This window comes from Bradyrhizobium sp. sGM-13 (assembly GCF_018398875.1).
Lineage (GTDB): Bacteria > Pseudomonadota > Alphaproteobacteria > Rhizobiales > Xanthobacteraceae > Bradyrhizobium.
Genome location: NZ_JAGWDK010000385.1, coordinates 1 through 250, shown reverse-complemented (window position 1 = coordinate 250; position 250 = coordinate 1). Strand labels below are relative to the sequence as shown.

The following is a 250-nucleotide window of genomic DNA, read 5'->3' as shown; positions in this document are numbered from 1 at the left end:
GGCTTTTGTTGATTCGCTCAATGCGCGAAAACGAAAATAATTCCAGGGATTTAGAAATGAAACAAACACAACGTCACAACGGTATTATCGAACTGGTTAAACAGCAGGGTTATGTCAGTACCGAGGAGCTGGTGGAGCACTTCTCCGTCAGCCCGCAGACTATTCGCCGCGACCTCAATGAGCTGGCGGAGCAAAACCTGATCCTGCGTCACCATGGCGGTGCGGCGCTGCCTTCCAGTTCGGTTAACAC

At 51.2% G+C, this 250-nt stretch carries 1 protein-coding gene; it reads left to right on the top strand.

All coding sequences use genetic code 11. The annotated features are described in order from the left end of the window. Positions 1 to 56 precede the first annotated feature (56 nt). On the top strand, positions 57 to 250 hold a 194-nt coding region (locus tag KJQ96_RS39385), incomplete at its 3' end, for a DeoR family transcriptional regulator (protein WP_208705112.1).